The 450-nt window shown below is 59.1% G+C and carries 1 protein-coding gene; it reads right to left on the reverse strand.

Annotation, left to right across the window (positions count from 1 at the left end; all coding sequences use genetic code 11):
- The coding region (locus L696_RS28370) for a KS-MAT linker domain-containing protein (protein WP_155985336.1) at window positions 1-400 on the reverse strand (400 nt) is incomplete at its 3' end.
- Window positions 401-450: the final 50 nt, after the last annotated feature.

Here is a 450-nt window from a genome sequence, read left to right on the forward strand (position 1 = left end):
CTGAAACCTCCGGCACAGCAGAAGGTTTATCGTCCAGCCAGTGGCTGATCCTGGCGAACGGATATCCGGGCAGCGGCAATTTGCGCTCGGTACCCTGTTGCAGGAAACCCCAGTTCACCAGGTCACCGCGCACCCAGCGCTTGGCTGCCGTCACAGGGTCCGCTCCGTCAATTTTGCGCGGCTTGGATCTGGTTCGGGCACTACCCCGGTAAAGGCCTTCGACATCGCCTTCTCCCCGGTTGTATTGCTGCAGTTTGTTTCTTAACTCCGACACGCTTACGGCGACTATGGTAAGTCTCTCTTCCAGAGCCTCTCGGCCCGACTGCAGCGTATAGGCAATGTCGGATAACGCTGCCGTTTCATGCTCTCCCAACCAGCCGGATAGTCTCGCAACCGACAAATCAAGCTGCTCGGCCGAGGCGGCTGAGAGCGGAATGACAAGCGGCACCG

Source organism: Paenibacillus maysiensis (assembly GCF_000520815.1).
GTDB classification, from domain to species: Bacteria; Bacillota; Bacilli; order Paenibacillales; family Paenibacillaceae; genus Paenibacillus; species Paenibacillus maysiensis.